Raw genomic sequence first — 26,040 nt, 5'->3', positions numbered from 1 at the left:
TGCAACCTCAGTAATTTGCTTTGAAGCAGACGGACGCCGAAGCATCCGATGGCAGGCCACAGCAAATGGTCCCAGATCAAACGCACCAAGGCAGTGGTGGATGCAAAGCGAGGTGCTGTGTTCACCCGGATCGGACGTGAAATCACAGTGGCTGCACGCCAGGGCAGTGACCCCGATGGCAATTTCCAGCTGCGCACCGCGATCGTCAAGGCCAAGGCCGCTGGCGTGCCAGCGAGCAATATCGAACGAGCCATCGCGAAAGGCTCTGGCAGGGCCGGTGACACGGAACAACTTGAATCAATCCGCTACGAGGGTTACGGCCCGGGCGGAGTGGCTGTGTTGGTGGAGGCACTGAGCGACAACCGCAACCGCACAGCCGCTGCTGTGCGGTTGGCCTTCAGTAAACACGGCGGCAATCTCGGGGAAAGCGGATGCGTGAGTTATCTCTTCAGGCACCGCAGTGAAGTGAGCCTCCTGGGCGCGGCAGTTAATGAAGAGGCGTTACTGGAATGCCTGCTCAATCTGGAGGCCGATGGTTATGAGCTGAGAAGCGGCGAAGAGGCATTGGTGCATGGTCCCTATGAAGCACTCGAATCCCTGCAGAACGGACTCCGCGATCAAGGCTGGGACGTTTCGGAATGGTCGCACTGCTGGCACCCTCTCACCCAGGTGCGACCAGACAGCGAAGACAGCATCCAACAGTGCCTGAAGTTGCTGGATGCCCTGGAGGAGCTCGACGACATCTGCAGTGTCAGCGCGAACCTCGAACTGAAGGACGTCATAAGGGATGACCTCAGCGAATGAATGGATCACAGCCCCCGCCTCCGGGAGTGGCGATCAGCAATCGATCCCCTGCATTGACCTGAAGCTGCACGCACCCATCCAGCACCTGCACAGTTCCGTCAGCCCTGGTTAACAGAGCCGTTCCCGTTTCACCCGGCTCTCCACCGGCCAGACCAAAAGGGGCGACGGTCCTGGAACCGGACAACAACGCTGCAGTCATCGGTTCCAGAAAGCGGAACTCCCTCACCAGGCCGTCTCCTCCACGCCAGCGGCCAGCTCCACCGCTGCCTCGGCGGAAGCCGAAACGTTCCAGCCTCACTGGAAATCTCTGCTCCAGAATCTCCGGGTCCGTGAGTCTGGAGTTGGTCATATGCGTCTGCACACCACTTGATCCACAGAAACCTTTGCCTGCTCCTCCGCCTCCGGCGATGGTCTCGTAGTACTGCCGACGCCCGTCACCGAAGGTGAGATTGTTCATCGTGCCCTGACCCGCAGCCATGACCCCAAGCGACGCAAACAGCAGATTGCAGAGAGCCTGCGAGGTTTCCACATTGCCGCCGACCACTGCAGCCGGTGCGCTGGGGTTGAGCAGGGAATCCTTCGGGACGATCAGGGTTAATGGCCGAAAACACCCGGCATTCAGGGGAATCGGCTCCTGAACGAGACAACGGATCACGTAGAGAACCGCAGCCTTGGTCACCGCCAGTGGCGCATGGAAATTGTGCGTGCCCTGGGGGCTTGTCCCACGGAAATCGAGCAAGGCCTGATGCTGTGTCCGATCGACCGTCAAGGCCAGCTTGAGCTTTGCACCGTTATCGAGCAAAACCTCAAAGGTCCTGTCCTCAAAGCGGCCGATCAGCCTCTGAACGGTTAAAGCCGCATGGTCCTGAACGTGCTGCAGATAGCGCCGAACACGCTGGCGGCCCTCAAGCTGCACAAGCTGGTCGAACAGTTCAGTCCCCAGATGATTGGCAGCTGCCTGTGCCTGAAGATCGGCCCAGAGCAGTTCGGGGTCTCTGGGAGGTGAGCTGAGACCCTGCAGACACTGATCCCAGGCCGAACGATCCGGCGCTCCCCGTGAGGTCAGGAAGTGATTGCGCACCAGCAGGCCTTCCTCCTCAATGCAGGAGCTGAACGGAGGCATCGAACCTGGCGTCAGTCCGCCTACATCCGCGTGGTGCCCGCGACAGGCCACAAAGGCGAAGGGATCGGGGTCTCCCTCCACGAAACAGGGTGTGATCGCGGTGATGTCAGGCAAGTGGGTGCCACCGTGAAATGGATCGTTGCTGATCACGGTGTCTCCGGCCGCCAACGCCGGCCTCTCCCCTCCGCGGATCTGACCCAGAAGATCCTCGACCGCATCACCCATCGAACCCAGGTGCACGGGAATGTGGGGAGCGTTGGCCACAAGCGCCCCCTGTGCATCGAACAGTGCACAGGAGAAATCCAGCCGCTCCCGCATATTCACGGAACGACTGGTCTGACGCAGCCGCTCTCCCATCCGCTCAGCAATTTGCATGAAACGATGATGAAAGAGGCTGAGATCAACGGGATCCGGGGCCAAGTGCTGGCCGGAACTCACCCCACTGGCATCCGCCCCGGCAGAGGACCCTGCGGCGACAGGCCTCGCTGAAGCCTCGAGCAGCACACTGCCGTCAACCAGCAGCCTGGCCATCCAACCTGGCTCCAGGACGATGGCCGACGTGGGGTCCAGGATGAGCGCAGGCCCCGAAAGATGCTGATCGCGCTTCAACTGCAAGCGCTGCAGCACAGGCACCTCACACCATCCCTGTTCTCTCCAGTGAACGCGAGCACGCTGAACCATGTCGGATGGAATGGCGGATGGAGTTGCTGCGGTTCCATGACCTTCAAAGCTTGATGGAGACGAGCTCTCCACCACCCCATCCAGCACCTCCACCTCGAGGCGTTCGACGATCAGATGAGCCGTGCGAGGCGGCGAGTAGCCGAAACGACGTTGATGCGCCTGGTCAAACAAGGTTTCCAGCTGATGCTGATCCAGGTCTTCAACAGCTGATGCCAGGGAGAGCATCAGCCCTTGTTCCGCAGAGGCATCGCGCAGCTCAAGCCTGATCTGATGCTCTGGTGCTGCCGTTGAAGCAGCCGTGAGCTTCTGCAGCTCCAGGATCGCTGTGTTCAGACCAGACCTCACCATGGCGGGCAGCTGAGCGAGCAGAGCGGCATCCAGAGAACGGCGGATGGACCGCTGATGCAGCTGACGCTGACGGGCCTGCCCAAGGCCATAGGCCGAGAGCACTCCCGCCAGTGGATGCAGCAGCACCTGACCCAGCCCCAGGGATTCGGCCAAGCGACAAGCGAGCTGCCCTGCGGCACCGCCGTAGGCAATCAGTGCACCTCCACGGATGTCATGCCCACGGAACAGCGACACATGGCGGATCGCTCCCGCCATTGCCTCGACAGCGAGGTCAAGAGCACCTTCGGCCAGCTGCTCGGGGGCCTGACCCAGTTGCGATGAAAGCAGCTGGAACTGATCCCGGGTCGACTGAAGATCAGGAGGCTGATCGCGGTCCGGTCCGAACACCGCCGGGAAGGCATTCACCTGCAGTCGGCCCAGCAGCACATGGGCATCCGTGATGGCCAGTGGTCCACCTCGGCGGTAGCAGGCCGGGCCTGGGTCAGCACCAGCCGAGCGCGGACCCACCGTGAGGCGACCTCCATCCCCACTGACAATCGATCCTCCTCCTGCCGCCACAGTGTGGATCGGCAGCCGCGACGCTGTCAGTTGAAATCCGGCAATCTCCGTTTCAGCACTGCGTTCCCACTCCCGATCGACAGCGCCTGACGGCAGGCAGAACACATCCGTGCTCGTGCCCCCCATATCCACACCCACCAGGGCGGCAGCACCAAGGCCAGCTTGTTGAGCCGCGGCCACAGCTCCGACCATGCCGCCGGCCGGACCCGACAGGATCGTGTCCTTGGCAAGCAGCGAACTGGGGTGCTGCAGAGCCCCACTGGACGTCATGACCCGCAATCGGGTCTGATCCCCCAAAGCGGTTTGAACCTGCGCCAGGTAGGCAGACAGCACGGGCCTGATGGCAGCCTCCACCAGCGTGGTCTGCCCTCGGGGGACCAGGCGCGGCAGTGGACTGGCCTCATGGGAACAGACCACCGTCTTGAACCCCGCGGTTCGAACCAGCTTCGCCAGAGCCTTTTCATGCACGGGATCCCGCCAGGCATGCATCAGGGCGATGGCGCAAGAGCGGATGCCGGCCTTGTGATGAAGCACAAGCCTCTGCATGAAACCATCGTCGAGCCGCAGGGCTTCCAACTCCCTCCCTTCCGCATCCAGACGACAGGGCACCTCTTCAACGGCGGTCAGCAGTGAAGGCGGCTCGGGAATGGCCAGCGCAAACAGATGCTGACGGTGCTGATCACCGATCAGCAACAGGTCGGCCAGGCCGTGATTGGTCACAAGCAGCACAGGCTCACCGGCTCTTTCAAGCAGTGCATTGGTGGCCACGGTGGTGCCCAACCGCAGTTCCTCGATCAATCCGGGATCAATCCGCTGCTCCGGAGTGAGCCCCATCAACTCGCGTACGGCAGCAACAGCGGGATCTCCGGGAACATCCGGCTGCTCCGACAGCACCTTGCGAACCAACAGCCGGCCGGAAGGATGGCGTGCCACCAGATCGGTGAACGTACCGCCACGGTCAATCCAGAACTGCCAGCGGCTCAAGACAACAACGGAAGGAGGGCACAGGCCGCATCATCCACCCAGAGATGCACGCCTGAGTGGCGCTGGAGCCAGCTGGCGGGAACGTCGGCGCTGGAGGGGTCAAGCAAGGCTGCGCGCAGAATCTCCGCCTTGGCCGCTCCGGTCACGATCAGATGGATCTCATCGGCACCCAGGATCTCAGCCAGACCGAGGGTGATGGCCTGCTCAGGCACCTCTTCGGAGTTTCCCCCGAAAGCACTGGCATTCTGAATCCGGGTGGCCTGCTGCAACGTCACCACGCGGCAGCGACTGCCGGCTGGTGATGGCGGCTCATTGAAACCCACATGACCGTTACCACCAAGGCCCAGCAGCTGAAGGCCGATACCCCCTGCCTGATCCAGCGCAGATCCATAGCGTCGAGCCTCCTGGGCAGGATCCTTGGCCGTTCCATCGGGCAGCTGCAACTGGCAGGGAGAAAGGTCGAGATAAGAACCCAGCTGGGTATGCATGTAGGCGGCGAAGCTGCGGCTATCTCCTGGCGGCAGACCCACGTATTCATCAAGGTTGAAACTCAGCCAGCAGCGCTTCAACTGTTCAAGCTGCGGCGCCGGCCATGTCATCAGACGCTGAATCAGAGCCGCATAGAACGGTTCCATGGTCCTTCCGGTCGCCATTCCCAACGGCTTGAAGCGTTCATGTTCAAGGGCCGTGGCGAGGTAGGCAGCCACGTGATCCACAATCGCCTCCATCAATGCGTGCGGATCCGTACGGTGCTGCACCGCACATCTGGACAGGAAATGGGGCACGCAACGATCGCGGAAGGTCAACCCATCAAGGCTGGCTTCGAACCGGTCCTCAATGCCACTGATGGGTCATCAGCCGGTCGGTACGGCCTGATCGTTGCGCCGCGGTAGTAGTGATGAAGAATTTCACGGAAATCAGCGCCCTGACTAGCCAGACCGTGGGCTCCCCACTGGCTCATGCCCACACCGTGGCCATAACCCTGGCCTTCTGCTTCCAGCGCGATCGTGCCGCGAGGAGTTGCTGGAGTTCTGTTAGCGCGGATCGATGAAGCTTGGCGGGCGCTGAGTGGAGGAGGGGGCAAGGGAGGCGCTGCAATGACGCGACCGGCTGGACCTTGATCAGCCGCTGCGCGTAGACCACTGGCGGAATCCCGCCAGAGTCCGATCAGCTGCGGCGGTGATTCCGAACCATGATCCCGAGAATCGGCGGACTCGCCTGCCCCTCCGCGATCTCCCTGCAGCAGGGAAAAGCTCACCATCGTGCTCTTCAAGCCCAGGCGCTGTCGCAGTTGGCGACCCGTCAGCACCAATGATCCAAGCGGGCCTTGAATCCGCGCTGAACGCACCCTGCCGGTGGAGCTGGTGCTGAGCACACTCAACCGCTCCACTCCGCCAGTCTCCTCAAAGCGGCGGCGCAGATCACCGGCCTCGAAACGCTGGTTCCAGCGATGAACAGGACTGTGCTGGTCGTGATCCTGAACGCTCACGAGGTAGGGAAGCTGGTTTTGCCAAACTTCTCCACTGGGCTCAGTGGATCCCCCCGAACTGCTGTGAAAAACAGCATTGATCAAACGGCCGCCATGCACCAGAACCAGCGAACGCGTTGTGGCAACCGCTTCCCTGGTGCTTGGAGTTTCAGATTCGATTCCCTTGTAGACCTGGCTGCTCACCGTGGCCTTCACGTCGAAATCCGCCTTGCGTCCCCGTTGGCGGAGGGCGTAGGTCCGCGCAGCGACGGCCTGGGCTTGCAGAGCTGCGAGCGGCCACTTTGCTGGCATCTCGCTCCCTACAACACTGGGAAGGTACGTCTCGATGCCCAGCTGGTTGATCGCCAGGATCCTGCCGCTGCGGACCACCAGCAGCAGGTCACCGCGATAACGGCGGCGCCCGAGCCAGATGCCGCGTGGGTCAGTCGTGCTGATGCGAAGCGAAGCATGGCCATCAGCGCGTCCATCCGAGATCGTCAGGAGACCATCCCGCAAGCGAACCTGCAGACGCTGAAGACGACGTTCCTTGTGGGCGAGTCCGTGCACCAGCAGAGGCTGATCACCATCGGCGCGCAGGATCAACTCCGAACGTTCGGCCACCAGAACACGCATCTGCGGCTCCTGAGCGGTCACCGCAGTCCTGGCTTCAGCAACAAGGGCAACCACCGCAACTGGCAGCATCAGAGCCACTCCAGAAGCAGCCCGACCGATGGAGATGTGCAGTACCACTCAGGAGGCCAATGGTTGCTCAGTGTGCCCCGCCCAGCGGACTGCAGCCAGGCCTTCATGGCAGATTGACCATTGAGCCCACCATGCCGTGCAGGTCACCTTTCTCGGCACCAGTTCTGGAGTCCCAACCCGAGCCCGCAACGTCTCAGCGGTGGCCGTGCGACTGGCTCAGCGCTCGGAATTGTGGTTGTTCGACTGTGGTGAAGGAACCCAGCATCAGTTTCTCCGCAGTGATCTGAGGCTGTCGCAGCTGCGCAGGATCTTCATCACGCACATGCACGGTGACCACGTTTTCGGTCTTCCAGGCCTGCTGGCCAGTCTCGGCCTGAGCGGCAGCAGTGGCGGAGTGGATCTGTACGGACCCGATCCACTCGAGAGCTATCTGGAGGGAGTGTTGCGCACCAGCTCAACCAGGATCGGCTATCCCCTCGAGGTGCATCAGGTCCGCCGTGCCGCTGAAGCCAATCGAATCGTTTTTGAGGACGCAGACCTCACCGTGCGGGCTACACCGCTGCACCATCGCGTTCCTGCCTATGCCTATCGCGTTGAGGAAAAACCGAAGCCCGGCCGCTTTGACATCAAAAAAGCGCAGGAGCTAGAGATCCCCCCCGGACCGGTTTATGCCTCACTCAAGCGGGGGGAAACCGTCACCCTGGAGGATGGACGGCGGATCGACGGCAGGACGCTGTGCGGGCCGGAAAGAGCCGGAGCAAGTCTTGTGTACTGCACGGACACCGTGTTCTGCGAAGCAGCCGTCGCCCTGGCGAAGGGTGCCGACCTGCTGATTCACGAATCCACCTTTTCGCATGCGGAGGCCGACATGGCCTTCCAGCGTCAGCACTCCACCAGCACGATGGCGGCCCAGACCGCGGCTGAAGCGGGTGTCGGTCAACTTGTTCTCACCCATCTCAGCCCCCGCTATGCACCTGGGAACGCAGTGACTGCAGACGATCTACTGACAGAAGCCAGAGCAATTTTTCCAAACACGGTCCTGGCGAAAGACTTCCTCTGCCTCGATGTGATCGCTTCGCCACGGACCGCATGCTGCAACAGTTCGTGATCGGTGGAGCCCAAACAGAGTCAGTTTGATACCTCAGCGTGATACAAGAGCTTGGTGCGCTGTATCCATCTGTCTCGGGCATCCTTCATGGTTCCTTTTCTCTCCAACCTGCGACAGTCGCTGAGCCGACTGCTGATCGTCCTGCCGGTGCTAGCTGTGCTGTGGATCAGCTCCCCCGCTCAGGCCGCCCAGTGGGATGCCGAGATACTGACGGTTCCTTCCAACTCTGAAGGCACCGCAGTGACCTTCAGTGAACAGCAGGTCAAGGCGGGGCGCAAAGTGTTCAACACCAGCTGCGGCACATGCCATGCCGGCGGCATCACCAAGACCAACCAAAACGTTGGCCTCGATCCTGAGACCCTGGCACTGGCCACACCATCGCGCGACAACATTGCCGCACTGGTGGACTACATGCAGGATCCCACCTCCTACGACGGCGAATACAGCATTGCTGATCTTCACCCCAGCATGCGCAGCCGTGACCTGTATCCGGCGATGCGTGATCTCACCGACGAGGACCTAGAGCTGATGTCGGCCTACATCCTCGTGGCTCCCAAGGTTCTCGGCCAGGAATGGGGCGGCGGCAAGATTTATTTCTGATGCGCATGGATCGATCCGTTCAACACCGGATCGATCTGCTGAACTGACTCGACAACATTCGGGCTTTCAGGGTGAAAGGTTGCCTGGATCGAGGGATCTTGGACGACGGCTGTACCACCACTCCTGCATCTCAGCCGTGAAGCGCATGGGGAACAGAGTCAGCACAGTGACCGTGGGCCTCGATCCAGGTTGAAGCAGTTCAACGGAATACGAAGGGCAACGACGCGACCCGAGATCTGCAACAAAGCGACGGCCGACACGGCGCCAGCTTGGCTCCTTGCTGCGCCATGCCAGCCGACAGCAGGGCCAGGGGAGTTCTTCGCGGTCGTAGAGGCGACAGCAGGGCCCGATCACTCGAAAGCTGTACTGGCCGCCGGGACTGGTGTGCACCGATCCGTGATCAAGCAACCGTTCCACTTCAGGTCTGAGCGGTGCAGCGGGAACGGCGGTCATCGGCAGGAGAGCCACGTGGCACCACACTGACAGCAAAAAGCCACCCCCGCGGGGAGGTGGCAAAGAACCCTGTCCTCAGGACTGGGGATCAAAAATCCTGGAACTCAGTAGAGCTCTTCCTCAGCATGGGTCTTGATGGTGCAGTCGGAGGTGGGATAGGCCACGCAGGTCAGCACGAATCCGGCTTCGATCTGATCGTCATCAAGGAAGCTCTGGTCAGACTGATCAACCGTTCCCGAGGTGAGCTTGCCGGCACAGGTGGAGCAGGCACCCGCGCGGCAGGAATAAGGCAGATCAATGCCTTGCTCTTCAGCGGCATCGAGGATGTACTGATCGTCGGGAACCTCAATGGTCTTGTTGAGACCCTCGCTTTCGGCGACCAGGGTGACCTTGTAAGAAGCCATGAATAGAGTGAATTTGCAAAAGCCCGTAACAAACGAGCCTGCCGGACTGATCATTTCTACATCGTCAAAGCGTCAAGGCACACGCTTGAACGCCTGTTTTGGTGTAAGGCCAATCAAAACAGAATAATTTATAAGGCCGGCTTATCAAGGTTAGCGCCGAATCTCGAGCAAGCCCCATCGACCTTGCTCCGCAAGCGGTTCAACCGTCCAGCCCAGGCTCTCCAGCACTTCTGCAAGCCTCGGCGCCTGTTCCACCAGCAGGCCACTCAGCAACCCCCGCCCCCCGGGGAGTAGCACAGATTGAAAGTGAGGCGCAAGGGCCTCAATCACCGGAGCAAGGATATTGCAGAGGAGCAGGTCAGCTGGCTGACCCTCAAGCAGCGTCGCCAGCATCTCCACCGAACCCTGGGTCACCCTGAGCGCATCAGGGGAACGATCATTCAGAACTGCGTTATCGGTCGTTGCCCTGACTGCCAGGGAATCGGTGTCGACTGACAGCACCTGACGAGCCCCAAGCCCGAGTGCCGCAAGTCCGAGCACTCCACTTCCGCAACCCAGATCCGCAACCCTCAAGCCTGAGGGGGGCTGTTGCTCAAGTGCTTCAAGACAGAGACGGGTGGTGGGATGACTGCCGGTTCCGAATGCACTGCCTGGATCCATCTTCAGAACAAGCCTTTGAGCGTGCTCGTCAGGCACATCAAGCCAGGCCGGCAGGATCAGCAGCTTCTCACCCACTGGGTCTGGCTGCCAGTGCTGTTTCCAGCTGAGGCTCCAGTCTTCATCAGCCAGTTCATCCCAAACCGGCTGCGCCAGAGGCAGGCCGAAGGTTTCAGCCAGGGGTATGAGGCTGCTAACCAGCTCAGATCGCTGGTCCTCGGGCCATTCATGGGCCGGCAACCAGGCCAGAAGAGTGCGCTGATCAGGCGTCTCAGGCGCATGTTGTATGGCCACCCGGTGCAGACCGAGATCGTCCAGCTTCCAGAGAAGCGACTCCTCCAGCTCGGCCTGAACCGGCAGAGACAAGCGCCACCACATCACAGCGTGACGGGATGGGCTTCCTGAATCCCGTTGATGCCGTTGATGGTGGCCAGAAGTGCAGGCGGAATCGGGTCATCAATGCTGAGCACCATCACGGCATCTCCCCTCACAATCCTGCGCCCCACCTGCATTGAGGCGATGTTGACGTTGTGTTCACCCAGCAGCGAGCCCAGATGGCCAATGATTCCAGGCATATCCCGATGGCGGGTGAACAACATGTGTCGGCTCGGCGGCACATTCACCGGGAATTCATCGATGGTGGTGACCCGCAGTTCACCATCCGCAAACACCGCACCGGTCACACTGTGACCACCCTGTCCACCGCGAGTGGTGAGCTGCAGTGACCCCCCCGCAAAATCGCGGCTGGCATCGTCCTTGACCTCCAGCACGTGGATTCCACGCCCCTTGGCCTCGAGAGAGGCATTGACGTAGTTGATCCGCTCTCCGAGAGCGCTGGTGAGCAGTCCCTTGAGTGCTGCCACCACGAGGGGTTGGGAGGGATGGTTGGCAAACTCACCCTGAAGTCGCACCTCCAGTTCCTGAACCTGGCCACCGCTCAGCTGACTCACCAGTAAGCCAAGGGTTTCGGCGAGCTGCAGGTGAGGTTTCAGACGCTCCATGATCTCGGCGCTGAGACCTGGAATGTTGACGGCACTGCGAGCTGGAAGTCCAAGCAGGACATCACGGATCTGCTCAGCCACGTCGGTGGCCACATTTTCCTGAGCCTCCTCGGTGGAAGCTCCGAGGTGGGGCGTCAACACCAGCCCGCGCTCGACTGCACGCAGTGGAGAGTCCTGGTCCAGCGGTTCAGAGGCAAAGACATCTAAACCGGCTCCTGCAATCACACCGTTATCGATGGCTTCAGCGATTGCAGCCTCATCAACGATGCCCCCACGAGCGCAGTTCACGATCCTGGCCGTCGATTTCATTGAGCGGAGAAGTTCCGCATTCACGAGATTTTCGGTATCGGGCGTTCTGGGGATATGCAGAGTGATGTAGTCGGCCTGACGGAACAGATCCTCCAGGGTCGTGAGTCGGACCTGCATCTGCTGAGCCCGGTCTGCGGAGATGAAGGGATCAAACGCGATCACCTCCATCCCCATCGCTTTGGCAACCTTGGCCACGTGTGAACCGATCTTGCCCAGACCCACAACACCGAGCACCTTTTTATAGAGCTCATTACCCACATATTTCTTGCGGTCCCAGGCACCTGCCCGCATGGATGCATGCGCCTGCGGCACATGGCGAGACAGAGACAACAACAAGGCCAGAGCATGCTCCGCAGCCGCGATCGTGTTGCCCTCGGGTGAATTCACGACCAGCACACCTCTCTTGGTGGCGGCAGGAACATCAACATTGTCGACCCCCACGCCGGCCCGACCGATGATGCGCAGACGGTCCGCGGCCTCGATCACATCGGCGGTGACCTGTGTGCCCGAGCGGATCATCAGAGCGTCATAGTCACCGATGATTGACTTGAGCTCGTCCTGAGACAGGCCTGTCCGCTGGTCCACCTGGGCGACCTGCCCGAGGATGTCGATCCCAGCCTGATCAATGGGGTCTGAAACAAGAACTTTGGTCATCCAGCGGCGGAGAGAAAGCCGTTGAGAAGTTTAGAGATCGGTCCGAACATCCCAGTTGAGAAGGAACATTGACTGGCTCCGAACCCGGGCTTGCCGCTGAAGTCCTGGACTTCCGTGGAGAATGGCAGTCCGCACCGCTCCGCTTATGCCCGTCTGCGTCCTGGTGCTCAAAGAACGCGCCGCCGCCGAGACTCTTGTCCAGGACCTTCAGGAGTCCGGCAAACCGCTGATCCGAGTCGTGCTGGTCGCGCCTGAACAGACTGAAGGTGCTGAAGCGGGCCGCCTCAAGGCGGAGCAGATTGACCAGGTCGATCTGCTGAACCCGAGCATGGCCCGCAGCCGCCGCCAGCGTTCCATGTCTCGCTGGCTGATGCCTTTCGGCTTCATGGCAGGGCTGACCTTCACCCAGATCACCACGCTCGAGACCTTTGCGCGCTTCGGCGCTGTCGGGGAAGCACTGATCGGCGGCCTGCTCGGAATGGGGTCAGGATTGATGGGAAGCTACGCCGCGGCAGCAAGTGTTCCCTCCGACAACGAGGACGGCGTCAGGATTCTGCGCAACCGCCACAACGAGCAGTTTTGGTTGTTGCTGCTCGAAACCCCAGCAGGCCTTGAAGTGCCCTGGCAACTCGTTCAGAAAGTTCGTCCCCAGCAGGTGGTACGCCTGAGCGAGCTGTGAGTCTTCCCCGTGAGACGTTGATCGAAGGGCTCGCGGAGCCAGAGGCCATGCATCGCCTGATCGAACAGGCGGAAGAAGTGCTGCGCACCTGGCAACCGAGCTGGAGTGGCTTTTTAAGCGGCCCTGAACTGGAGGACTCGCGCCGCCTCGAATCGCTCACTGAACTGCGAGTGGTCCGCGACGGTGGGAGACCAGACACCGAACGCTGTCGTCTCCAGCTCAGTCGCAGCGATCAGGACCTGCCACCGGAACCGACCCCAATCTCTGGATTGAGGCTTGAGGGCAATTTCCTCTTTGATCGGGCTGAACCGCAAGACATGCGTCAGGCCCTGATTGATCTTGGTGCGCAAGCTGATGGCCTCGGCGATCTCTGGCTTCGGGGAGATCGTGGCGCTCAGGCCGTCTGCACACCAGAGACCGCACTTAATCTCAACGGCCTGACCGGACAAGTGCGCGACGTCTCGCTGTCCGTGGAGGCGGTGAGCATCGACGGCTTGCAGTGGCCCGCCCAAAGACTGCCAAAGCGATTGACCAGCGTGGAGGCGTCCTGCCGCCTGGATGCCATCGCCTCAGCAGGCTTCGGACTGTCCCGCTCCAAGGTGATTCGTCAGATCAGAGATGGAAAGTTGCGGCTCAACTGGCATCCCGTTCGACAGGCGAGTCGTGAGCTGAAAGTCGGCGACCGACTCCAGCTTCAGGACAGGGGAAGCGTGGAAGTCTTGAATCTCGAAATCACCAAACGGGATCGCTGGCGAGTGGAGATGCTGCGCCGGTGAGCTGCTAACTTCAGTCCCATCCGGTTGGCTAGCGCACAACCGTCACCGCAGATCCTCTGAAAGGTGAAAACGCGGGCGATTAGCTCAGAGGTAGAGCACTACCTTGACACGGTAGGAGTCACTGGTTCGATTCCAGTATCGCCCACTTCCCTCGTGATCAGAGAACGAAAAGCATGACCTTGAGTGTCGTGGTCGGACTGGGACGCTCTGGAATCGGGGCAGCCCGTCTGCTCAGGGCCCAGGGATCAGAGGTGGTGGTTCTCGAGAAGAGTGAGAACGACGCTTGCAGGCGAAAGTCGGCGGACCTCAAAGAGCAGGGCATTGATGTCCAGCTCGGACAACCTCTGGAGATCTCCAGTTTTGAGCCCTGGCTCGCTGAGATCGATCAGGTGGTGATCAGTCCTGGCATCGCCTGGACGCATCCAACCCTCGAGGCGTTACGAACACGGGGAGTTCCGGTGAAGGGAGAAATGTCTCTGGCCTGGGAGACCCTCAAAACCCATCCGTGGATTGGCATCACCGGTACCAATGGGAAGACCACCGTGACCCATCTTCTCCACCACGTGCTCAACCACGGGGGGTTAAAGGCTCCTATGGCCGGGAATGTGGGGTATTCAGCCGCGGAGCTGGCTCTGGGTTGTCTTGAAGGCTCCAGCCCTCTGCCCGACTGGGTGGTCATGGAGATGAGCAGCTATCAGATCGAAGCGGCCACCGAAGTCGCTCCGCGCATCGGCATCTGGACGACCCTGACCCCTGACCACCTGGAGCGACATGGTTCGCTGGACGCCTATCGAGCGATCAAGCGCGGACTGCTGGAACGGTCCCAACTGGCGATTCTCAATGGCGATGACCCTGACATCAGCGGAACCCGTGGCGGCTGGGGACAAACCCAGGTGAGCTGGGTAAGCACCGGCCGGACCTGCTCAGACAACACAAGCGATCGGTTGAGCTTGAGTCACGACGGCTGGGTCTGCGAAGGAGAGCAAAGGCTCTTCTGCGCCGATGCTCTCGCCATGCCTGGAGAGCACAACCGCCAGAACATGCTTCTGGTCACGGCAGCGGCTCTCGAAGCTGGACTACCCCCGGAAACAATTGAATCAGCGTTGCGCTGCTTCGATGGGGTTCCCCATCGACTCGAATCGCTCGGAACCGTTCAGGGCGTTGCTGTTTTCAACGACAGCAAGGCCACCAACTACGACGCTGCTGCAGTGGGTTTGCAGTCCGTACCCAATCCGGTTGTGCTGCTTGCAGGCGGTCAGACCAAACAAGGCGATGCTCAGCATTGGCTGCAGCTTCTGAAGGAGCGCAGCAGCGCTGTTGTGCTGTTCGGCGCCGGGGCAGACGAACTGCGTGACCTGATCGAAGCATCTGCCTTCGCCGGTGCAGTCGCCATGCATCCAGGCCTGGATGAGGCTGTTCCACATGCTCTGGAACTGGCCCGACAGCAGCAGGCTGCGAGCCTTCTGTTGTCACCTGCATGCGCCAGTTTTGATCAGTACTCCGATTTTGAAGCTCGTGGCAATCACTTCCGGAAGCTGATCGAAACGAGTCGATCAACCTAGTCTGGGAAAAATTTTGTAGATCGCGTGGCCTACTGGTTGATGAAGAGTGAACCCGATGTTTACGGGATTCATCACCTTGAGCAGGAGCAGACAACTCTCTGGGACGGGATTCGCAACTATCAGGCGCGGAATTTCATGCGCACGATGGCTGTTGGTGATCAGGCCTTCTTCTATCACTCCAATTGCAAGCCCCCTGGGATCATCGGCCTGATGGAGGTGGTGGAAACAGGACTGGTGGATCCCACTCAATTCGATCCATCATCGAAATATCACGACCCTGCATCGAAACCCGAAGCACCACGCTGGGACTGCGTGCGCCTGGCCTATCGAGGCAGATTTCAAGACTTCTTGAGTCTTGAAGACTTGCGTCAGTCCTATCAACCGGAGGAACTAGCCGTCGTTCGACGAGGCAATCGACTGTCGATTCTTCCTGTGGATGACCGAATCGCCCAAGACCTCCTCAAGCGACTTGGCTCGATTCAATGAACCAAGGGAACGCCACCTGACAGAGCGCCTTCCTCTCACAACCATAATTCCCAGAGCCTGGATCGGATTCAGCCAGGCTCCCTGGCGCTTTGTGGGCCTCACAGCTCTGATGCTGATCACTGTCACTGGACTGAGCTTGATCTCCAAGGACCTCCAGCAGGGAGAAGGGTGGTGGCAGTCAACCATGAGCGATGTGCTCTTTGTTGCAACCATTCCCACGACGCTCCTGCCACTCGTGGCCTTGCTGCATCTGGCGGATCAACTCCTTCCTTCGCTCCAAAACTCGCAACAGGACGAGCCTGTCCCGGAGCGTCAACGACTGCGCTGGATCTTCCGACAGACAGCTGCCCTGGTGCTGCTCGAAGGGGTGATCCTGATCGGAGGCCTCAACACGATCAGGATCCTCGGCGCACTGATTGCCAGGCAGAGCGGCGTGCTTTCGGCTCTGATTCTGATCGCTGGAGGCCTGGCACTGATTCTCTGGACCCTGAGCCAGACCCTGGCCCTTCCACTTCTGGTCCATCACGGTCATCGTCCACTGGCGGCGATGGAACACAGTCGCCGGCTGGTTCAGACCAATCGGCTGAAAGTTCTCGCTCTGCTTGGTCTGCTGATCGGCGTCAATCTGATTGGCCTGATGGGGGCCTTCATCGGCCTGCTGCTGAGTATTCCGTTCAGCGCTTTGTTGCTGATGGCCAGTTGCCGGACTCAGACGCCCTGGGTCAGGGATTCACGGCGGAACATGTTGCCCACATAGAGGCGCGTGATTTCTCTTGACTCCACTCCATGCTGAATCAGGAATCCGGCAAGAGCAGCCTGAACAAGGCGGTATTGGTCCCAGTTCGGGCAGCGCTCAATGAACGCAACCATGGCTTGTTGCAGGGGCTGAGGAAGTTCGGACTGAAAGCTCACTGCTGACTGCTCAGAAGCAGTTGCCGCCTGGGCAACGACAGACGTTGGAGCAGCTGCTTGGCACCCCCCCAGCTGGTCTGGTGCTGATGCCTGAGCCTGCTGTAACTGATCGGCCAACTGCATGCAAACGCTTCGAATGCCAACTAGTTCTCCACAGATGCCGGCCCGAGTCAAGAAGCAGCTCAGGAGCCATTCCCACTGACTCTCCCAATGAGACTTCAGCCACCAGAACCATTTCCAGCAAGCGATCTCCTCCCGTAGTCGCGAAAGAGCCATCGGCGTGATTCGTCAACCAAAGTCGACCCACTGATTGATGTTTTCCACAGGTGTCGGCCGTACCAACGCAAACGCTCTGAAGCCTGTGGAAAACGCCCCCTCAAGCGTGGGGAATGCCGGGGAAAAATCAATGAAGAGCCATTGATTAGCTGCTCTAATCTTTGCCGCTGTCCCACGCCGTTCTCATCGCCTCGGCGATGGCCTGCGCAGCAGGATCAGGCCAGCAGACCTCCAGGCCACGGGCCTGGACACCATCACCACTACAGACGCCCCGAAGCGACCAGCGCGAACGATCACCTTCAAGGCAAGCCCACCAACTGCCACGCTCCAGTTCGACGGTGATGGATTCATCAGCCATGAGCTGATCGCAAATGGAGCGATGTTGATCTGTCAGATCAGCGATCAGTGAAGCCAGCTCGCAGGCTTCACCCTCCTTGAGTTCGAGGGCCCAGTGTTCTCCACCAATCAGAACGGAGAACACTGGCCGGGACGGGTCTCTGGACAATCTCCAGCCGGGGCCCTCCTGTTGAATCATCCAGGAAGGAGATCAGGCTGATCCTGTTCGTCACTCAGTTCAACGATGGCGCGCTGCACAGGCTTCACGCTGGACTCCTCAAGCAGACCATCGAAATCGTCGAAGCGACGCTGCTTGGCACGGAAGGCAATCCGAACAGTGGTCAGATAACGGTTGCTGGACTGACGGATCAGACTTTCACCGCGCTTGGCGAGATCCTGATGATCGACTCCGGCAGAGAGCATGCCAACAACTCATGAATACCCGATTCTAGGTGAGCAGATCGCTGTGGAAAGGAACATGCATGGGATAGCTGCGTTGCGGACGCCCTGGAACCCTCAGAACGATCTGACGGCCCAGCCCCATCGCCACCAGCGGCCTGCGCAAATGACTGAGTAGTGCACTGACCTCCTCCAGGTGCTGAGCATCCACACACTCGATGCGGATGCTGCCCCAGCTGCGTGACATCCTGCAGTCTCGAAGCGGTTCGAGCTCAGCCTCGATCTGCGGATCCTCCCTGTAGAAAGAAAACACAAGCCGTCTTAAGCGATCCATCGTTGCTCCCCGTAGCCTCGACCTGTCTCCAACCTGCCCATAGCGGTGGTTCAGCCCCTCGCTGCCGAACAAAACCTTCAGCTTTCCGACGCGTCTTACAACGTCGGCACCCTGGCGATCGATCTGGGAAGCACCACCACGGTGGTGGCATTTCAGTCTGCTGAGCGATCTGAAGTTGATTTGCTCGATCTGCCTGCCATTACCCGTGAGACAGGAGCGATCCCGTCGCTCATCTGGGCGGAGGATGCGGTCTCAGGTCCTGCGCTGGTGGGGCTTGAAGTGCTGGAAAACGGCCTGCATGAACGCGATGCCCCTCAGCTTCATCGCGACTTCAAGCGTTGGATCGGCATGGCATCAGATCCGCAGAGTGCCGAAAGGCGGCTCAGCCCTGAGCAGGCTGGTGCGCGGCTTCTGACTGAAATCTGGAAGCGGATGCCCCCTGAACTCAGCATCGAGCGGCTGGTGCTGACAGCCCCAGTGGATCAGGGCTCCGGCTATCGCGACTGGCTTCTCAAAGCCTGCGAACCGATGCAGGTTGCAGAGATCGCCCTGGTGGATGAGCCAACGGCAGCTGCACTCGGAGCTGGTCTGGAAGCTGGATCCAAGCTTTTAGTGGTCGATCTCGGCGGAGGAACTCTGGATCTGTCCCTGGTCGCTCTCGAGGGAGGTGAAGGTCGTGCTGCGCCAGTGGCCCAGCTGCTTCGCTTCCGCGGCCAGGACCTCACCAACAGCCGTCAGACACTGCGGCAGGCCAAAGTGCTCGGGAAAGCCGGCATCAACCTGGGTGGAAGGGATCTTGATCGCTGGATCCTCGACGAACTCCGTCCAGAGGGCCTGCCGGAAGAAGGAAATGGTCTGATGGCGCTGCTGAATGCGGCGGAACGGCTCAAATGTCGCCTTAGCGATCCGAATATTCTGAACCGGGAGACCCTCACGGAAACAGCCAACAGCCCTGATCTTGAGGCTCCGAGCAAGCTCTCGATGGATCGACACAAGTTCAGTCGACTGCTGCAGGAGAGAGGGCTTTTTGACGCCCTTGAAGGACTGCTCAGCAAGACCTTGCGTGATGCGGAACTCAACGGTTGTCCTGCCGAAAATCTCGACGGTGTGGTGGTGGTCGGAGGGGGCGCCCACCTCCCCCAGCTGCGGGATTGGCTCACCGAAAAGCTTGCGCCCACACCACTGCTGACACCTCCGCCGATGGAGGCGGTGGCCTGCGGCGCCCTGAGCCTCACTCCAGGAGTTCGCATGCAGGACCTGCTGCAGCGGGGAATCTCACTGCGCTGCTGGAACCAACGCAGCAACACCCATCACTGGCATCCCTTGTTTCTACCGGGCCAGCCCTGGCCCTCCAGCAAGCCGTTGGAATTGATCTTGAGCGCCAGCGGTCCAGACCAGCAGTCAGTCGAGCTGGTGCTGGGAGAGTCCAGGGGGGAGACGCGACATGAAGTGGTGATGGTCAACGGACTACCCAAGGTCATTGAAAAAACCGATGGATGGGATGACGTCACAAGGCGCCCGGACACCGCCTGTGAGCTCCCCCTGGACCCTCCTGGACAACCTGGAGAAGATTGTTTGAAACTGCGTTTCCATCTCAATGATCAGGCGGAACTGATCCTGGAGGGAGAGGATCTGCGGACCGGAGAAAGCCTGGACCCGAGACCACTCGGGACCGTGCGGTGATCGCGCCGTCCACAAGGACGTGTGTGTTGGCGACAACATCCATAGAAAGGTGTCTGTCGTTCCCTGACCACCCTTGGCGCTGCGTCGCCATCTCCCGAGGTTTTGGCTGATCGCCACACTGGGTGGTGTTGCAGCCCTTTGTGGTTATGCCTACTGGTGGGAACAGCAGTTGCCGGGTCGGCTGCGTGAAGCAGCGTCACGCGGAGATCTTGAGGCCTGCCTGAGCTACGGCGAACAGCTTGCGGCACTGCGATGGCTGGACCGGGAAGCACCCAGTGAACAGGCGGTCTGCCGTCGCCGTCAGGCTGAACTTGCCTGGGAAGGAGGCGACAGCAGCCAAGCACTCACCCTGCAGTCACAGCTTGTCAACTCGAATGTTGGCAGTGAAGAGCAGCGAGGCAGAGATCGGTCCAGATTGCTCCAGTGGCGACAGACCCTGCGCGAGCGGGCACTGGATCAGTTCAGAGCGGGAGATCTCGAACAGGCCCTCATCACTCTCAGGCCACTGGAACGTCAGGGCCAGAGGCCGGGAACACAGCTGAGCGACAGCCTGCGCGAGACCTGGAACCGCAACAAAGTCGATCACGAGCGGCTGAGGGACAAAGTGCAACGACAGCAGTGGTGGGAAGCACTGAGCGTGCTGAATCAACTGGACCACCCCTGGTGGCAGACCCATGCGCTACCTCTGCGCAGACAGGTGGAGGAAGCCATCCAGAATCTGCGCGATCGGCAGGAGCATCACAGCCATGGGGCTCTACCTGCTCACACGGTCGATCCTGAACGACTGAATACAGCTGTGGAAGAGCGGCTGTCCAGCGGCATGGATCCGTGGAGTGCCTTTGTTGCCGGGTGTGCTGATCTGGGCGGCGTTCTGGTTGAGGAAGGACCGGAGAGCCTCTGCAAGGCGAAGAGACGATGAAGACCATGCACTGGCAGGAGATTCAGTTCGCTGCCTGAACACTCCTCAGGAAAACGCCTTCCTCTCCATCAACATCCAGGAGTCTGAGCTCGATGGTTTCGCTCCGCCGCGTGGGAACGGATCGACCGCAGAAATCAGGCTGAATCGGCAGCTCCCGATGACCGCGGTCCACCATCACCAGCAGCATCACCCTGCGGGGCCGTCCCCAGGCCTGGATCGCTTCCAAAGCAGCACGGACGGTACGTCCGGTGAAAATCACGTCATCGACCAACAGCACATCACGTCCTTCGACGCTCACCGGCAGCTCAGTCGCCTGCACAGGCCTCATGGCCACTCGCTCGAGATCATCGCGATGGAAGGTCGGATCGAGCGTGCCCTGAGCAATCTCCCGACCGCTCTGCTCTTGAAGGAATCGGGCCAGCACCGCTGACAACTGAACACCACGGGTGGGAATTCCCAGCAGTAGCAGCTGCTCGACCTCTCCCACGCATTCAAGAACCTGGGAAGCCAGGCGCGACAGAGTTCTGCCGACGTCCTCGGCTGAAAGGATCTCGATCCGCTCACTGTTCCCAGACGTCACCATGACCGATGCAGTGGGATAGACGACTGTATGTCGGATATCACCTGCCAGATCCGCAAAAGCTGACCATCGTCAGCACAAGAGTTCACCAGCGGCGTGATCCGGGGGTAACTTATGAATCTAGAGAAGACCTTAAGAACGGATAGAGCTGAGTGAACGTCGCCGATCGCCATACAGGACGACCAAGCAGGGAGCGATCCATTGCTCCCGTTGTTCTGGCGATCCTGGACGGGTGGGGCGAGCGCAGCGATGCCAGTCACAACGCCATCCGAGCCGCCAGTACTCCCGTCATCGATGCGCTGCGTCACGCCTACCCCCAGACGCTGATTGAGGCAAGCGGCGCCTATGTGGGATTGCCTGATGGGCAAATGGGCAATTCCGAGGTCGGGCATCTCACCATCGGCGCGGGCAGGATCATCCGCCAGGAACTCGTGCGGATCGGCGACACGGTTCGCGACAACCAGTTGCGTGCCGTTCCGAAACTGCATGAACTGGCCGAACGTCTGCGTGCAAGCAACGGAACGCTTCACCTACTGGGCCTCTGCTCGGACGGTGGCGTGCACAGCCACGTGGATCACTTGTGCGGACTGCTGCGGTGGGCAGCCGACGAAGACCTGAAACACGTTGCGATCCATGCGATCACCGATGGACGGGACACCCCCACGCAGAGTGCTCCGATCTACTTGAAGCAGGTTGAGGACACCATCCAGTCCTGTGGAGTCGGTGAAATCGCCAGCATCTGTGGCCGTTACTGGGCGATGGACCGCGACAGGCGCTGGGAGCGCACAGCCCGCGCCCATGAACTGCTCACTTCCCCTGAGGTTCCGGTGAGCGAGCTGTCGGCGGCTGAAGTGCTGCAAGCCAGCTACGACGGCGGCACCACCGATGAGTTCGTTGAACCCACGCGTCTGAAGGCGACCCATCTGAACGATGGCGATGCCCTGCTGATGTTCAATTTCAGGCCCGACAGGGCCCGACAGATCATTCAGTGCCTGGCGAGGAACGACTTCGCCGATTTCGAACTCCCCCATCAGCCTCAGCTGGACGTGGTCACGTTCACGCAGTACGAAGCCGGGCTGCCTGTGGAGGTGGTCTTTCCTCCCGAGTCCCTTGATGACCTGCTGGGCCAGGTGGTGGCATCACACGGACTGCGCCAGTACCGAACGGCTGAGACAGAGAAATACCCCCATGTCACCTATTTCATGAACGGTGGCGTTGAGCAGCCGCTGGAGGGAGAAGACCGTCATCTGGTGCCCTCCCCACGCGTCGCCACCTATGACCTGGCCCCGGCCATGAACGCCGAAACCCTCACCGTGAGCTGCATCGAAGCCATCGAAAAGGGGATCTATTCGCTGGTGGTGATCAATTACGCCAATCCAGACATGGTCGGACATACCGGCGTGATGGAGGCCGCCGTCGAAGCCATTGAGACAGTGGATCAGTGCATCGGACGATTGCTCGATGCCGTGGGACGCATGGGAGGAACGATGATCATCACTGCAGACCATGGCAACGCCGAGCGGATGCAGGGCGATGACGGTCAAGCCTGGACGGCACACACCACCAATCCCGTTCCTCTGGTTCTTGTGGAGGGGGAACGCAGAAAACTGCGCGGCATGGGCAATGCGATCCGCCTGAGGGATAACGGCGGGCTTGCTGACATCGCACCCACTCTTCTGCAGCTGCTCGATCTCGAGAAACCCGATGCCATGACCGGCAGCACCCTGATCGAACCAATCGAGACGCCTGTGCCCTCCACCGCTCGCCTGCCACAACCGGTCTGATCGGCTCGGACATAAGATCTGCCCATGATTACCACCGTTCTCTCCTGGATCTGGATCGGCAGCGGCCTTTTGCTGATCCTGTTTGTGCTGCTGCACAGCCCCAAGGGTGATGGCATGGGTGGACTTGCCGCCAGCGGTAGCACCTCGTTCACAAGTGCCAGCAGCGCTGAAGCGACCCTCAATCGCATCACCTGGACCACCCTGGCGATCTTTCTCACGCTGGCTGTGATCCTGAGTGCCGGCTGGCTGAACTGAATCAGCAGGGCCGACATCAACAGGTCCAAGCAGATCGCGACTTAACGAAACTGGGGAGAGCCGATCCTTTCCGGGTAAGCCTCCTCACCATGCTCACGCACATCAAGGCCGAGGTTTTCAGCCTCTTCCGTCACTCGGAAAGGAAGACCAAGGCCTCTCAAGACTGCTGCGATCAGCAGAGTCCCAAGCGCAGCCAACCCATAGGTCACCAACACGGCCTGAACCTGGCCACCGATCAAGGCCAGCCTGCCCTTGTCAGCGAGAACCTGACCTGCTGGGTGACTGGAGATCAGTTCCGCACTTGCAAAGACACCGGTCAGGATCGCGCCAACCGTGCCGCCAACACCATGAACAGCAAAGGTGTCGAGGGAATCATCAAAGCGCAGTGAAACCTTGAGCTGAACTGAGCAGTAACAAAGCAGACCGGTGATCGCACCGATCGCCATCCCGGCCCCCGGCGTGACAAAACCAGCTCCAGGGGTGATGCCCACCAAACCGGCCACAGCACCGGTCGCCATGCCGACAGCAGTGGGCTTGCCATCACGCCATGTTTCGATCAGCGACCAGGCAACCAGTCCTGTGGCTGCAGAAATATGGGTGGTGGTGAACGGTAGCTCCGCACCATGCACCGAGAGCTGACTGCCGCCGTTGAAGCCGAACCAGCCGAACCAGAGCAGACCAGTACCAAGAAGGATCTGGGTCACATCGTGGGGAGGACGAATGGAATTGGGCCACTGTTTTCGCCAACCCACCAGGCCCGCAAGCAGCAGTGCCGACACGCCCGAGCTGATATGGACCACGGTGCCACCGGCAAAGTCGAGATCCTTGCCCAGAAAACCACCGCCCCAGAGCATGTGGGCCAATGGGGCGTAAACCACCAGCAGCCAGACAGGCGTGAACACACACCAGAAGCGGAAACTGATCCTTTCCACCAGAGCACCGGAAATCAGGGCCGGCGTGATGATTGCGAACATCCCCTGGAAGAGGGCGAAGCTCAGACCTGGAATTGCCAAACCATCCCAGATGTCCGGCACGTTCTCCAGCATCGCGAAGGAGAAGGGATTACCGATCACTCCATTCAGAGCGCCGCCGTCAGAGAAGGCAAGACTGAATCCGAAGCTGACCCACACCAGCGTGGCAATGCCCATCATCACGAAGCTCATCGCCATCGTGTTGAGCACATTGCGAGCCTGAACGAATCCGCCGTAGAAGAACGCCAATCCAGGGGTCATCAGCAGCACAAGGGCTGCCGAGGTCAGGATCAGAGTGTTATCGGCGGCCGAAAGCGCGGCATCACCTGCATATGCAGGAAACAGGGCAGAACTCAGCAGCTGAAACGCTGGAACCACCAGAAAGGCGATCAAAAATCGCCTCAGACGAGGCTGAAACACGTATTTTCTGTAACCCTCGATACCATTCCAGAACCTCGGCGCCAAAAACTGTTCATTGCGAACATTTTGAGAGGCGCTTGGAGTGATCCAGTCCTGAGACGTCGAGCAGGCAACAAAAAAGCCCCGCTGCTGCGGGGCTTGACGGACCGCCCAGGCGGCCCTGATCGAGAAGCTGCGACTCAGTAGTCGAAATCGCCACCGCCCATGCCGCCTCCGGCTGGTGCGGCTTCTTTTTTCTCGGGCATGTCGGCAACGATGCATTCGGTGGTCAGCACCATGCCTGCGATTGACGCAGCATTCTGCAGACCGGAACGAGTCACTTTCGCAGGATCCACGATGCCTGCGGCCAGCATGTCGACATAGTCACCGTTGGCGGCGTTGTAGCCATCGTTGAAGTTCTTGGCCTTCACGTTTTCAGCCACAACAGCACCGTTGACACCTGCGTTCTCAGCGATACGCATCAGCGGTGCAGTCAGAGCGGCAGCCACGATGTTGGCTCCGATCAGCTCTTCACCCTCAAGGCTGGAGGAGGCCCACTGCTCAAGCGTTGGAGCCAGGTGAGCAAGGGTGGTGCCACCTCCGGGAACGATGCCTTCTTCAACAGCAGCCTTGGTCGCGTTGATGGCGTCCTCAAGCCGAAGCTTCTTGTCCTTCATCTCGGTTTCGGTGGCAGCACCCACCTTCACCACGGCAACACCACCGGCGAGCTTGGCCAGTCGCTCCTGAAGCTTCTCCTTGTCATAGGTGGACTCGGTTTCGTCCATCTGCTTACGGATCTGCTCACAACGCGCTTTGACAGCCACGTCGTTGCCTTCGGCCACGATGGTGGTGGTGTCCTTGTTGATGGTCACGCGACGCGCAGTGCCCAGCATCTCGATTTTGGCGTTCTCAAGCTTCAGGCCGGCATCTTCAGTGATCAACTGACCATTGGTCAGCACAGCCATGTCTTCCAGCATGGCCTTGCGGCGGTCACCAAAACCGGGAGCCTTCACCGCAGCCACATTCAAGACACCGCGGAGACGGTTCACCACCAGGGTGGCAAGAGCTTCCTTCTCAATGTCCTCAGCGATGATCAGCAGAGGCTTGCCGGTGCGGGCAATCTGCTCGAGCACAGGCACGAGATCCTGCACGAGACCGATCTTTTTGTCGGTGAGCAGAATGTAGGGCTCGTCCAGGACGGCTTCCATTCGCTCGGTGTCAGTGGCGAAATAGGGAGAGATGTATCCCTTGTCGAAGCGCATTCCCTCGGTGACCTCCAGTTCGGTGGTCATCGACTTGCCCTCTTCAAGGGAAATGACTCCTTCCTTGCCGACTTTGTCCATGGCATCGGCGATCATCCGACCCACTTCCTCGTCATTACCAGCGGAAATGGTGCCCACCTGGGCGATGGCATTGCTGTCGGCAATCGGCTTGGCGTTTTCCTTGATCTTGTCGACCAGAAAATCGGACGCTTTGTCAATGCCCTTTTTCAGGGTGATGGCATTGGCACCGGCGGCAACATTGCGCAGGCCAGCTTTGACCATGGCGTGGGCCAGAACGGTCGCAGTTGTGGTGCCGTCACCGGCTGCGTCATTGGTCTTGGATGCAGCCTGGCGAATCAGAGCGACGCCGGTGTTCTCAATGTGGTCCTCGAGTTCAATCTCTTTGGCGATGGTGACGCCGTCATTGATGATCTGAGGAGCACCGAACTTCTTTTCCAGAACAACGTTGCGACCTTTGGGGCCGAGGGTCACAGCAACAGACTCGGCCAGGATGTCAATGCCTTTCTCGAGAGCGCGGCGAGCGTTCTCGTTGTAAATGATGCGCTTGGCCAT

Annotated in this window: 26 protein-coding genes and 1 tRNA gene; 13 read left to right on the top strand and 14 right to left on the bottom strand. The window is 60.0% G+C overall.

Annotated elements, in window-relative coordinates; translation table 11 throughout:
• Positions 1–48: 48 nt before the first annotated feature.
• Positions 49–804 (top strand): YebC/PmpR family DNA-binding transcriptional regulator, encoded by a 756-nt coding sequence (locus tag AC6EI9_RS13150; RefSeq protein ID WP_498468156.1) that lies wholly within the window; start codon positions 49–51, stop codon positions 802–804.
• Here AC6EI9_RS13150 and AC6EI9_RS13145 read toward each other — a convergent pair.
• The 3 genes from AC6EI9_RS13145 to AC6EI9_RS13135 are packed head-to-tail and all read right to left on the bottom strand — an operon-like array spanning position 794 to position 6,716.
• The gene (locus AC6EI9_RS13145; protein WP_498468155.1) at positions 794–4,498 is read right to left on the bottom strand and encodes a hydantoinase B/oxoprolinase family protein; all 3,705 of its coding nucleotides are present in this window, start codon (positions 4,496–4,498) and stop codon (positions 794–796) included. The genes AC6EI9_RS13150 and AC6EI9_RS13145 overlap by 11 nt on opposite strands.
• Positions 4,495–5,304 (bottom strand): glucosamine-6-phosphate deaminase, encoded by an 810-nt coding sequence (locus tag AC6EI9_RS13140; RefSeq protein WP_498468154.1) that lies wholly within the window; start codon positions 5,302–5,304, stop codon positions 4,495–4,497. Before AC6EI9_RS13140 ends, AC6EI9_RS13145 begins: the two co-directional genes overlap by 4 nt.
• Positions 5,301–6,716: a SpoIID/LytB domain-containing protein gene (locus AC6EI9_RS13135; protein ID WP_498468153.1), complete on the bottom strand. Its 1,416-nt coding sequence runs from the start codon at positions 6,714–6,716 to the stop codon at positions 5,301–5,303. The genes AC6EI9_RS13140 and AC6EI9_RS13135 overlap by 4 nt, the downstream gene beginning before the upstream one ends.
• Before the next feature lie 88 nt (positions 6,717–6,804).
• Here AC6EI9_RS13135 and rnz point away from each other — a divergent pair, with 88 nt between their 5' ends.
• Together rnz and psbV are read left to right on the top strand one after the other, a co-directional pair.
• Positions 6,805–7,776: a ribonuclease Z gene (rnz, locus tag AC6EI9_RS13130; protein ID WP_498468152.1), complete on the top strand. Its 972-nt coding sequence runs from the start codon at positions 6,805–6,807 to the stop codon at positions 7,774–7,776.
• Positions 7,777–7,863: 87 nt separating this feature from the next.
• Entirely contained in the window at positions 7,864–8,376 is a 513-nt protein-coding gene (psbV, locus tag AC6EI9_RS13125) for a photosystem II cytochrome c-550 (RefSeq protein ID WP_498468151.1), read from the top strand.
• 66 nt (positions 8,377–8,442) lie between these two features.
• Here psbV and AC6EI9_RS13120 read toward each other — a convergent pair whose 3' ends face one another.
• The 4 genes from AC6EI9_RS13120 to serA form a co-directional block, all read right to left on the bottom strand.
• Entirely contained in the window at positions 8,443–8,829 is a 387-nt protein-coding gene (locus tag AC6EI9_RS13120; protein WP_498468150.1) for a DUF8632 family protein, read from the bottom strand.
• 104 nt (positions 8,830–8,933) lie between these two features.
• Positions 8,934–9,233 carry a ferredoxin gene (locus AC6EI9_RS13115; RefSeq protein WP_498468149.1) on the bottom strand — a complete coding sequence of 100 codons (300 nt, stop codon included), beginning with the start codon at positions 9,231–9,233 and terminating at the stop codon, positions 8,934–8,936.
• Positions 9,234–9,383: 150 nt separating this feature from the next.
• The gene (gene prmA / locus AC6EI9_RS13110; protein WP_498468148.1) at positions 9,384–10,268 is read right to left on the bottom strand and encodes a 50S ribosomal protein L11 methyltransferase; all 885 of its coding nucleotides are present in this window, start codon (positions 10,266–10,268) and stop codon (positions 9,384–9,386) included.
• Entirely contained in the window at positions 10,268–11,854 is a 1,587-nt protein-coding gene (serA, locus tag AC6EI9_RS13105) for a phosphoglycerate dehydrogenase (RefSeq protein ID WP_498468147.1), read from the bottom strand. Before serA ends, prmA begins: the two co-directional genes overlap by 1 nt.
• Positions 11,855–11,999: 145 nt before the next feature.
• Here serA and AC6EI9_RS13100 point away from each other — a divergent pair, with 145 nt between their 5' ends.
• From AC6EI9_RS13100 to AC6EI9_RS13075, 6 genes are all read left to right on the top strand, one after another.
• Positions 12,000–12,533, top strand: coding sequence for a hypothetical protein (locus AC6EI9_RS13100; RefSeq protein ID WP_498468146.1), 534 nt, complete (start codon positions 12,000–12,002; stop codon positions 12,531–12,533).
• The gene (locus tag AC6EI9_RS13095; protein WP_498468145.1) at positions 12,530–13,309 is read left to right on the top strand and encodes a photosystem II electron transport protein, Sll1252 family; all 780 of its coding nucleotides are present in this window, start codon (positions 12,530–12,532) and stop codon (positions 13,307–13,309) included. Before AC6EI9_RS13100 ends, AC6EI9_RS13095 begins: the two co-directional genes overlap by 4 nt.
• Before the next feature lie 73 nt (positions 13,310–13,382).
• Positions 13,383–13,454 (top strand) — tRNA-Val (locus tag AC6EI9_RS13090).
• Between the two features lie 28 nt (positions 13,455–13,482).
• Positions 13,483–14,871 carry a UDP-N-acetylmuramoyl-L-alanine--D-glutamate ligase gene (gene murD / locus AC6EI9_RS13085; protein ID WP_498468144.1) on the top strand — a complete coding sequence of 463 codons (1,389 nt, stop codon included), beginning with the start codon at positions 13,483–13,485 and terminating at the stop codon, positions 14,869–14,871.
• A gap of 39 nt (positions 14,872–14,910) precedes the next feature.
• On the top strand, positions 14,911–15,357 hold the full coding sequence (locus tag AC6EI9_RS13080; protein WP_498468143.1) for an EVE domain-containing protein: 447 nt from the start codon (positions 14,911–14,913) through the stop codon (positions 15,355–15,357).
• Positions 15,341–16,114, top strand: a complete 774-nt coding sequence (locus AC6EI9_RS13075; RefSeq protein WP_498468142.1) for a hypothetical protein — start codon at positions 15,341–15,343, stop codon at positions 16,112–16,114. The genes AC6EI9_RS13080 and AC6EI9_RS13075 overlap by 17 nt, the downstream gene beginning before the upstream one ends.
• Here the strand turns inward: AC6EI9_RS13075 and AC6EI9_RS13070 are convergent.
• The 4 genes from AC6EI9_RS13070 to AC6EI9_RS13055 form a co-directional block, all read right to left on the bottom strand.
• The gene (locus tag AC6EI9_RS13070; protein ID WP_170951789.1) at positions 16,066–16,269 is read right to left on the bottom strand and encodes a DUF2811 domain-containing protein; all 204 of its coding nucleotides are present in this window, start codon (positions 16,267–16,269) and stop codon (positions 16,066–16,068) included. The genes AC6EI9_RS13075 and AC6EI9_RS13070 overlap by 49 nt on opposite strands.
• A gap of 430 nt (positions 16,270–16,699) precedes the next feature.
• Positions 16,700–17,080: a DUF1818 family protein gene (locus tag AC6EI9_RS13065; RefSeq protein ID WP_498468141.1), complete on the bottom strand. Its 381-nt coding sequence runs from the start codon at positions 17,078–17,080 to the stop codon at positions 16,700–16,702.
• Complete coding sequence (locus tag AC6EI9_RS13060) at positions 17,077–17,304, bottom strand: DNA-directed RNA polymerase subunit omega (RefSeq protein WP_067095871.1); 228 nt, start codon at positions 17,302–17,304, stop codon at positions 17,077–17,079. Before AC6EI9_RS13060 ends, AC6EI9_RS13065 begins: the two co-directional genes overlap by 4 nt.
• 25 nt (positions 17,305–17,329) lie before the next feature.
• Positions 17,330–17,614, bottom strand: coding sequence for a hypothetical protein (locus AC6EI9_RS13055; protein ID WP_498468140.1), 285 nt, complete (start codon positions 17,612–17,614; stop codon positions 17,330–17,332).
• A gap of 39 nt (positions 17,615–17,653) precedes the next feature.
• Between AC6EI9_RS13055 and AC6EI9_RS13050 the strand changes: the two genes are divergently transcribed.
• Positions 17,654–19,297 (top strand): Hsp70 family protein, encoded by a 1,644-nt coding sequence (locus AC6EI9_RS13050; RefSeq protein ID WP_498470081.1) that lies wholly within the window; start codon positions 17,654–17,656, stop codon positions 19,295–19,297.
• A 73-nt stretch (positions 19,298–19,370) separates the two neighbouring features.
• Complete coding sequence (locus AC6EI9_RS13045; protein ID WP_498468139.1) at positions 19,371–20,216, top strand: hypothetical protein; 846 nt, start codon at positions 19,371–19,373, stop codon at positions 20,214–20,216.
• Positions 20,217–20,238: 22 nt separating this feature from the next.
• On the opposite strand, the gene pyrR is transcribed toward AC6EI9_RS13045, so the two are convergent.
• Complete coding sequence (gene pyrR / locus AC6EI9_RS13040; RefSeq protein WP_498468138.1) at positions 20,239–20,799, bottom strand: bifunctional pyr operon transcriptional regulator/uracil phosphoribosyltransferase PyrR; 561 nt, start codon at positions 20,797–20,799, stop codon at positions 20,239–20,241.
• A gap of 149 nt (positions 20,800–20,948) precedes the next feature.
• Here pyrR and gpmI point away from each other — a divergent pair, with 149 nt between their 5' ends.
• Both gpmI and secG read left to right on the top strand, forming a co-directional pair.
• Positions 20,949–22,580, top strand: coding sequence for a 2,3-bisphosphoglycerate-independent phosphoglycerate mutase (gene gpmI, locus AC6EI9_RS13035; RefSeq protein WP_498468136.1), 1,632 nt, complete (start codon positions 20,949–20,951; stop codon positions 22,578–22,580).
• Between the two features lie 24 nt (positions 22,581–22,604).
• A complete protein-coding gene (gene secG, locus AC6EI9_RS13030; protein WP_067095859.1) occupies positions 22,605–22,835 on the top strand; it encodes a preprotein translocase subunit SecG in 231 nt (76 codons plus the stop codon).
• A 41-nt stretch (positions 22,836–22,876) separates the two neighbouring features.
• On the opposite strand, the gene AC6EI9_RS13025 is transcribed toward secG, so the two are convergent.
• Both AC6EI9_RS13025 and groL read right to left on the bottom strand, forming a co-directional pair.
• Positions 22,877–24,199 carry an ammonium transporter gene (locus AC6EI9_RS13025; protein WP_498468134.1) on the bottom strand — a complete coding sequence of 441 codons (1,323 nt, stop codon included), beginning with the start codon at positions 24,197–24,199 and terminating at the stop codon, positions 22,877–22,879.
• 206 nt (positions 24,200–24,405) lie between these two features.
• On the bottom strand, positions 24,406–26,040 hold the full coding sequence (groL, locus tag AC6EI9_RS13020) for a chaperonin GroEL (protein ID WP_498468133.1): 1,635 nt from the start codon (positions 26,038–26,040) through the stop codon (positions 24,406–24,408).

It is taken from the genome of Synechococcus sp. MIT2312 (genome assembly GCF_059772315.1).
This window is presented reverse-complemented; position numbering and strand designations above follow the sequence as displayed.

What these genes read in the sequence shown, in the direction of transcription:
- prmA (WP_498468148.1), bottom strand. Translation starts at nt 10,268, where the DNA reads ATGTGGTGGCGCTTGTCTCTGCCGGTTCAGGCCGAGCTGGAGGAGTCG.
- AC6EI9_RS13060 (WP_067095871.1), bottom strand. Translation starts at nt 17,304, where the DNA reads ATGCTCTCTGCCGGAGTCGATCATCAGGATCTCGCCAAGCGCGGTGAA.
- AC6EI9_RS13150 (WP_498468156.1), top strand. Translation starts at nt 49, where the DNA reads ATGGCAGGCCACAGCAAATGGTCCCAGATCAAACGCACCAAGGCAGTG.
- murD (WP_498468144.1), top strand. Translation starts at nt 13,483, where the DNA reads ATGACCTTGAGTGTCGTGGTCGGACTGGGACGCTCTGGAATCGGGGCA.
- AC6EI9_RS13120 (WP_498468150.1), bottom strand. Translation starts at nt 8,829, where the DNA reads ATGACCGCCGTTCCCGCTGCACCGCTCAGACCTGAAGTGGAACGGTTG.
- groL (WP_498468133.1), bottom strand. Translation starts at nt 26,040, where the DNA reads ATGGCCAAGCGCATCATTTACAACGAGAACGCTCGCCGCGCTCTCGAG.
- AC6EI9_RS13080 (WP_498468143.1), top strand. Translation starts at nt 14,911, where the DNA reads ATGAAGAGTGAACCCGATGTTTACGGGATTCATCACCTTGAGCAGGAG.
- psbV (WP_498468151.1), top strand. Translation starts at nt 7,864, where the DNA reads ATGGTTCCTTTTCTCTCCAACCTGCGACAGTCGCTGAGCCGACTGCTG.
- AC6EI9_RS13100 (WP_498468146.1), top strand. Translation starts at nt 12,000, where the DNA reads ATGCCCGTCTGCGTCCTGGTGCTCAAAGAACGCGCCGCCGCCGAGACT.
- secG (WP_067095859.1), top strand. Translation starts at nt 22,605, where the DNA reads ATGATTACCACCGTTCTCTCCTGGATCTGGATCGGCAGCGGCCTTTTG.
- serA (WP_498468147.1), bottom strand. Translation starts at nt 11,854, where the DNA reads ATGACCAAAGTTCTTGTTTCAGACCCCATTGATCAGGCTGGGATCGAC.
- AC6EI9_RS13055 (WP_498468140.1), bottom strand. Translation starts at nt 17,614, where the DNA reads ATGGATCGCTTAAGACGGCTTGTGTTTTCTTTCTACAGGGAGGATCCG.
- AC6EI9_RS13115 (WP_498468149.1), bottom strand. Translation starts at nt 9,233, where the DNA reads ATGGCTTCTTACAAGGTCACCCTGGTCGCCGAAAGCGAGGGTCTCAAC.
- AC6EI9_RS13065 (WP_498468141.1), bottom strand. Translation starts at nt 17,080, where the DNA reads ATGATTCAACAGGAGGGCCCCGGCTGGAGATTGTCCAGAGACCCGTCC.
- pyrR (WP_498468138.1), bottom strand. Translation starts at nt 20,799, where the DNA reads ATGGTGACGTCTGGGAACAGTGAGCGGATCGAGATCCTTTCAGCCGAG.